The 7539-nt window shown below is 67.3% G+C and carries 2 protein-coding genes; one reads left to right on the top strand and one right to left on the bottom strand.

What is annotated here, in order from left to right; all coding sequences use genetic code 11:
• Window positions 1–5635 (bottom strand): PA14 domain-containing protein (locus OO71_RS42335; RefSeq protein WP_245633957.1); only part of this gene is annotated, 5635 nt, incomplete at its 3' end.
• A gap of 297 nt (window positions 5636–5932) precedes the next feature.
• Between OO71_RS42335 and OO71_RS42330 the strand changes: the two genes are divergently transcribed.
• Window positions 5933–7528, top strand: a complete 1596-nt coding sequence (locus OO71_RS42330) for a hypothetical protein (protein ID WP_063740188.1) — start codon at window positions 5933–5935, stop codon at window positions 7526–7528.
• The last annotated feature ends 11 nt before the right edge of the window (window positions 7529–7539 follow it).

Genomic DNA, 7539 nt, shown 5'->3' with positions numbered 1-7539 from the left:
GTTCGTAGGGCCGCTGGTGCTGGCCGAGCCAGCCGTAGTCCATCGAACCCGGTGAGTTGTCCGGCACGTTCTGTGTATCCACCGCGCCCGACGGCGCGACGGGTTGGCCGTACGGGTCGTAGGAGCGCAGTGCTCCGGCTTGGTGTCCGGTGGTGTCGGTGGTGAGGACGAGGTCGCCGCGGATGGAGGGGTGGTCGTAGGTAGGGGTGAAGGTGCCGTCGGTGCCGAGGCGGCTGGTGTAGAGGACGCCGCCGGGTAGTGAGAGGGAGAGCGAGGTGAGGCGGTTGTCGGTGTTGAGGGTGAGGTCGGGGGTGTCGCCGTCGCTGGTGTAGCTGTAGCGGGTGACGGTGTTGTTGTCGCAGTCGCGGGGGTCGCGGCGGATGATGCGGTTGGTGGCGTCGCGGGTGTAGGCGATGTCCGCGTTCAAGGCGGGGGTGAGGCCGGTGGTGCGGGCGCCGGTGTTGCGGTCGGAACCGTCCCAGGTCAGTGTCGTGGTGCTGCCGTCGGAGCCGGTCCAGCTGGTGGTGTTGCCGTTGGTGTCGTAGGTGAACCCGGTGAGGGTGGTGGCGCCTTCGGTGGCCAGGAGGCGGTCGGCGGCGTCGTAGCAGTAGCGGGTTTCCGCGGTACCGGTGGCGGTCTGGTCGAGCAGCCGCATCCGGTTGGTGTTCAGGCCCGCGTTGGCTTGGGTCCCTGTCGGGCAGGTCGCGGACGCGGTCGCGGTGTAGTCGTAGGTGTAGTGATGCCCGGTGACGTAGGCCTCGGTGAGGCGGCCCGCGCCGTCGTACACATAGTTCGGCGCGTTGGGGCGGGCGTCGGTGCCGACGAGGGTTTCGTCGATGATCGTGCCGGCGCTGGTGCGGCCGACCTGGGACACGATGTGCTGGTTGTCGCTGGTTTTCCAGTCCAGCGACAGCAGGCGGGCGGCGTTGTCCTTGCCCACAGCGCTGAGGCTGCTGCCGTTGGCATAGGTGACCGAGGCGAGCTCACCGGCGTTGTCGTAAGCCACGCTCGCCAGGACTGTGCTGTCCAGTTTCTGGGTCTGGACGCGTCCGGTGTCGTCGTAGGTGAAGCTCAGCGTCCTCGGCAGGTCCGCGCTGTTCGGCGGGGTGATGGTGCTCGAGGTCGCCCGCCCGACCTGGTCGTAGCTGGTGGTGGTGCGCACACCGTGGACGTCGGTGTAGGCGACCACCCGGCCGAGCAGGTCAGCGGTGGTGGTGATGGTGCCCTTGTCGTCGGCGATCGTGTTCGTGAGTGGGTCGCCGCCGACGGCGTAGGTGTGCGTCACGGTCCGCGCCGGTGAGGTCGCCGACGCAGGGACACGTTCCTCGACCGGCCGGTCCCGGTTGTCATAGGTGGTGCAGGTCCAGTCGCCGCCGGTGGCCTCGGCGATCACCCGCCCGGACGCGTCGTAGACCTGCTCATCCACGCGCGCGGGCCCAGCGGCCGGGGTGGTCGACGTAACCAGTTTCGGCAGCCCGCCCTGCGCCACCGCCGGGCTGCCGGGGACGCACGGGTTGGCGCGGGTTTCAGTATCCCCGTAGTACGCGTAGGTAGTTTTCGCGCCGGTCGCCATGGTTTTGCTCGTCTTACGCAGATACCCGGCACCCGGCGCCTCATACGCGACCGAGCCGTTGATCTTCAACCCGGACGGGTTGCCCTGCCCCGAGGTCGCCAGCCCGTACACGGGGTCGACCCCGTTTTCGTCGAAGCGGGTGGTGGCGACCTTGTCCGGGACGCCGTCGGATTCCGAGGCGGTCGTCGAGGTCTTGAGCCCGTAGCGCGGACGCAACGCAGTCCCCGGAACCAGTTCCTCGGCTTTGCCGGGCGCGATCCAGTCGAGGTCGAGTTTCGCGTAGCCGCCGTTGTCGTAGTAGTCGATCCGGATCCGCTTCGCCTGCCCCGCGGCGTCGGCGTGGACGGTGGCCTCGCGCCAGGCCGGGTTGCTGACCTGCCAGTAATCCATCACCAGCTGGTCATCGACCCACATCCGGATACCGTCGTCCACATTGGCCCGCAGCTTGTAATCCCCCACTGCCGGGAAGACGAGATCACCGGTCAGCCGCAGGGAGAACGCGTCCGCGCTCAGCCCCGGGGTCACGTCGTTGCTGTATTCCCACGGGCTCTTGACGGTGCCATCCGCCGGGCCGATCCCCGTGCGCTGCACCTTCGGCGCACCAGACAGCGTCGGGTTGTCATAGAACGCAGCGGCCAGGCCGTTGATGCCCTCGTCGTACCCGCTGTGGCCGTGCGACATCCCGCACGTGCCATTCGGCACCTGCCCGGCAAAACACGACGCGGGCGCTGGGCCGTAGGCGTCGGTGGGCCGGTCGGCGTAGTCGTAGACCGTGGTGGTCTTCCGCCCGGCTGCATCCGTGGTCGACAGCGGCAGGTCCTTGGGCGCCCACTCCTGCAGCGAGGTCTTGCCCGCCGCGTCCGTGGCAGACAGGGTCCGGTCCGCGTCGTCGTAGACGACCTTGCTCGCGAACCCGACAGCCGGGCTCAACCCCGCCGTGTCGGTATAGCTGGTCCGGTTCGCCGGGTCGTACCGGTAGGTCGTTTTCGGCCGCGGCTGCCCCGGACCAGGCGCCGCCTCGGTCACGTTCGTGACCTGCGTTTTCCCGTTATGGTCCGCATACCCGATCGTCGTGTAGTAATCGATCAGGTTCCGCGACCCCGGATCCGCCGCAACCCAGTCCGTCGCCAGCGGGCTGCGCACCGCCGTGACCCGGCCACCCTCGTCATACAGGTAGTCGTTGTTTTCCGCGCCCGGGTCCTCGATCCGCGCCAACCGGCCCTGCACGTACCACAACGCCGTCTGCGACCCGTCCCAATACGTGACCCGGCACAGCATCTGCGACGGCGGCACCGCATCCGCCCCCGGCGGGACACTCGTGCTGCCATAACAATCATCGCCCGCACGCTGGTAATGCAACGTGTGCGCCCGCCCGGACACCGGATCCTTGATCTGGCTCAACCGCGACGGCGCACCGGTGTAAATGTTCTGCAGCGCAGCAGGTTTCCGCGAATCCACCGCCGATGCCTGGGTATCGAGCTTCCCATCCGTGCGGAAAGTGAACACATCCCCGCCGTCGTGCAGCGTCACCCGCCCGCTCGTGTCCAGCGCCAGGACACCGTCCTCGTTGTCCGGTGCGGTATAGCCGCCGGTGCTCTTCTTCGTCCACGTGTGCTTCGCGCCGGTCGCGTCCGTCAGCACGATGTTCTGATCCGTGACCTTGGCTTCGGTGTAGCTCGTGCCGTCACCGTCCAGGTCAGCCGACAGCGTCCAGCCCTGCGGCAACGCCGGGAGATCGTTGGTGAACAGCCAATCCGCCGGGACGATCTGCGGCGCCACCGTCGTGTTATCACTCGTCCGCACGAACAGGCGCATCCTCGCCGCACCCGTCGCCTCGGCGTTCTCGACCTTGATCGGCACCCGCTGCCCCGCCGTCAACGTCACATTCGCTGACTCGGTCCAGTTCACATCACTCGGCGTGCCGACGTCATACACCTTGACGCCGTTGACCCACACCACCGCACCGTCGTCATGCACCCCGGCGAACTGGTACGTCCCGGCCACCGGCGCCTGGAAGAACCCTTCCCACCGCGTCACGAACCAATCCGCGGGCAACGCTGGAGGGAACGGGGAATCCGTTCCCCAATCGACATTCACCTGCGGTTCCGTCCGCACCAGCACCGGCTGCTGCGCATCACTGATCAACCCGTTGTGCGACAGGTCGACAAAGTAGGACGCCTTGAGCCCCTTGGGTTCCCGCTGCTGGGAATTGAACGTGAAGTTCAACCCCGCGTTACCGCCGACCGTAGTGAACGACGGCGTCTGCTGTCCCAGGGATGCGTTGCCGTTGGCCAGGTTCACCGTCACCGGACCCGCATCATCCGTCGGCGACGGACCATGGTCACCGATCCGCTGATCCACCTTCAGATGCCCCACCCAGCCAGGCGTGATCGTCGTGCTGCCGCTGAACGTCATCGCCTGCCACGTATAGGCAACCCCGTCCTGCAACACCCCCGGCGGAACAGCCCACGTCGGCGTCGGCAGACACCCGGACTCGACCACCACCCCCGACTTCGCATCCGACCCCGTCGCCACCCGGAAGCAGTACTTCACCGCCTCCCCATCCGGATCGGTCACCGGCTGCACCGACAACGTCGGCGTCAACGTCGTGACCACCGACTTGTCCACCGGCGCCACCAACGTCGTCGCCGGAGCCGGACTCCCCGTGTCGACCGTCAGCGTCGCGTTCAGGTTCTTGTACGTCCAGACACCCGGATTCTCCGCGCCGATCATCATGAAGAACACCGAGCCGTCCCTGGCGTTCACCCGATCACGGATGAACCCGGTCAAGCCCTCGCCGACGAAGCTGCCGACGTCCCCGACCAGCGCACTGGTCAGGTACCCGCCGACGGCGTTGAAGTCGAAACCCGAGGCGTGATAAAGGTTTGTGTTCCACGTCTTGACCGACCCGACGACACTCGTGTTCCGCGTCAGGTCCATCCGCGCGCCGACGACGGTCTTGCCGAACAACGGCGAATAATCCATGTGGAACACAGTGCGGTTGTAGGTGTCCCCGCTGGCCTGGCTGTTACCGATCCGCAGACCGCACGCATCGCAGACCGTACCGTCCGAGCGGTAAGAATGTGATTCGGTTACCCCATAGGTGAATGTCGGGTCGATCGACACCGGGTAAACGCGCGTGGGGTCCTTCAGCCACCCCGGATCGACGGCGACCGTCAACCACCACTCGCTACCAGCCTCCTCAAGCTGGTAGGCACCACCGGTCATCGCGGGCGCGGTCTCCCCGCGGCCGGCCGAATCCCAGGTCTCCACCGGTGGCAGCACCAGTTTCGCCGCACCTGCCCGATCGGACAGGGAGATCGACCCGTTCGACTCCAGCTTCGGCGTCAAGCCACCGGTGTTCAGCTTGAACCGCCAGCTCGACCGGCCATCCACCGGCGGCCGCTTGAGCTTGATCGTCTCCTTCACCGCACCCGGCGTGACCTCATACTCCAGATCCGTCCCGGCAGCGACCTCGGGATACGTCACCGAGTCGCCCTTCACCGCCGCCTGCGCCGGAGCAGCCTGATCCAACGCGAGACTCGCGGTATGCCCGGCCGACTCGACCTGCAACACCGCCGGATCATTCGCCTTCTCCGCCAACGACGGACTCAGCGGATGCTGCACCGCCTCCGGCCGCTTCGTCGCCGGATCAGGCTTCAACGTCGTATCGACCGGCAGCCACACACCCTTGGCGTCCTGGACATTCAACGGCTGACTCGACTGCCGCACCGACCGAGTCCCGTCCGGATTCTCGTACTCCGTCACGAACATCGACCGCGCCACCGGCTTCGACCGCTGCGCATCGAAATGCGACCCCGCCCCACCATCCAAACGCGACAGACCCGAGAAATCCGCCGTCGACGGCTTCTCCGGCTGCGGAACCCGCGGCGCAACCGACGGCAACAACGGAACATCGTGCGGATCAACCCGCGCAGGCTGCTCCGGCGGCTTCGCCGGAGCAGCCACCGCCTCGGTCGTGCCCGCCAGCAACACCGCAATCAACAGGACCAAAACCGCTCTGACCACACTGCCCGAAGCAGCATGCGACAACCGGCGCACGACGGTGCCCCTCCCCGGAACGCGAGACCAGCTCACGCCAACCCGAAAGCACGGCACCGACAGCACCGCACGACTCCGGCCAGGCGAACCCGCGGGCCGGGACACCCGGAAAACCTCCCGATCCTCCGGTCTGCGAACACATCATCGCGCCGTCCCCATTCAACCGTTACCCCCGAAAATGAGACCTGTGTCACGCTTGTCCAGACCATCTCCGAAGGAGTACAAGCAGCAGGTCACAGCAACAATCTGCCGCGCACAGCAGCCGGTCGGATGGCACGAAATCACCGAGGAGACGGCTTGACCACGCTCGCCCCCGCGCTTCCGCATGCGCGAAGATCGCCCGCCGGGGTCGTCGCGCTCGGCGTCTTCGCCGTGCTGCCCGCAGCGCTCGCACTGCTGACCGCCTGGCGCGCGCCGCGGGGGCACGTGCTGCTCGACTACTGGCACGTGCTCGCGAAAATCACCGACGACCGCGGACATCTCTTGCTGGGCCAGGTGTTCACCTACCACCTCGACCAGCCCTTTGTCATCCCGTCGCTGCTGTTCTACGCCGACGCCGCCTGGTTCGGAGGCGACAACCGGGTGCTCACGTTGCTGACAGTCGTCCTCGTCGGCGGGATTGTCGCTTGCCTGTCATCGATGCTTCCGGAATCCTTTTCCCTGCCTCGCAAGGCTGCACTGACCGCCGGGTTCGCATGGCTGCTGTTCACGTCACACGCCGCCGAACTCTGGTTGCAGGGCACCAATGGAATCAGCTGGATACCGGCTGTCTTCCTCAGCACCTTGGCAATCGCCGGTGCCCACCATGGGCGCAGGCGGACAGCCGCGGCAGCGGCCCTCCTCGCCGCACTCAGCTTCGGCGCCGGACTACCCGCATTCCTGGTGGTAGCGGCAATCTTCCTGCTCCGCCGGGAAAACTGGCGCAGAATCCTGATTCAGGCCGGTCTGGGCGTCGCAGTCCTGGGCATGTGGCTGCTCACCAAACCCAGCGGCGCGCAGTCACTGGCAACGACTGCGTTCGACCCGGACGGCCGGCTTTCCGTTGCCACCGCAGTACTGGGCAGTCTCTGGTCCGGCGACCAAGCCGTGATCGCCATCCTCGCCGGCGCCCTCACCACGGCGCTGCTCGCGACCTGCACTGTCGCCTTGCGACCCGACCGCCGAGCCAGCGGATGGATCGGGCTCGCGGGCTACGCCGTCACCCTTGCCTCCCTGGTCGCGCTCGGCCGTACGAGCAATCTCGTCCCCGGCGGCAACGTAGGCCTGATCAGCCGCTACGCCGTGATCGGCGCACTGGCCACCAGCGCGCTGCTCGGGTTGGCCGCACTTGTCCGTCCACAGTGGCCGGTGACCGGGATGGTGATCGGCATCGTCGCGATCTCGCTGGCAACCCACGCCGTCGGTGCCACCAAAGCGGATCTGACCCGCCGCGGTTACGCGCCGCTCGCGCTGGCACCCATCGCGCTGCGCGTGGACGCCCCCGAGGTCCTCGACCAGCTCCACATCCAACGCGACGTCATCCCGGCCGCCCGAGCACTCGGCGCGTACCCCTTCACGCCGCACTTCACGATCGGCTGCCACGGACCCGAACTCGGTACCATCCTCAACCCGGCGACCGCGACGGCCCTGCCGGTCGCAGGCGGTGCAATCACCACCCCGAATCCCGTCGGCGGCATCCTCCTCACCGGCTGGACCGCCACCCGCCCCGACTGCATTTTCGTCACCGACCCGATGGGCACCGTGACGGGCGCCGGAGTCACCGGACTTCCCTCCCCCGCACCGGGAATCCCCGACGGCCAGGGTTGGCAAGCAACCGCCCGGCAGAGCGCAGGTCCGGTCACGGTCTACGCGGGACTGGGTGGGCGGTTCTACCGTCTGCAGCAGAAGGAATAGCCGGGCAGGCG

This window comes from Amycolatopsis jejuensis, from assembly GCF_000717335.1.
GTDB lineage: Bacteria > Actinomycetota > Actinomycetes > Mycobacteriales > Pseudonocardiaceae > Amycolatopsis > Amycolatopsis jejuensis.
Note: the sequence above shows the minus strand (reverse complement) of the source record. Positions and strands in the feature narration are given on the sequence as shown.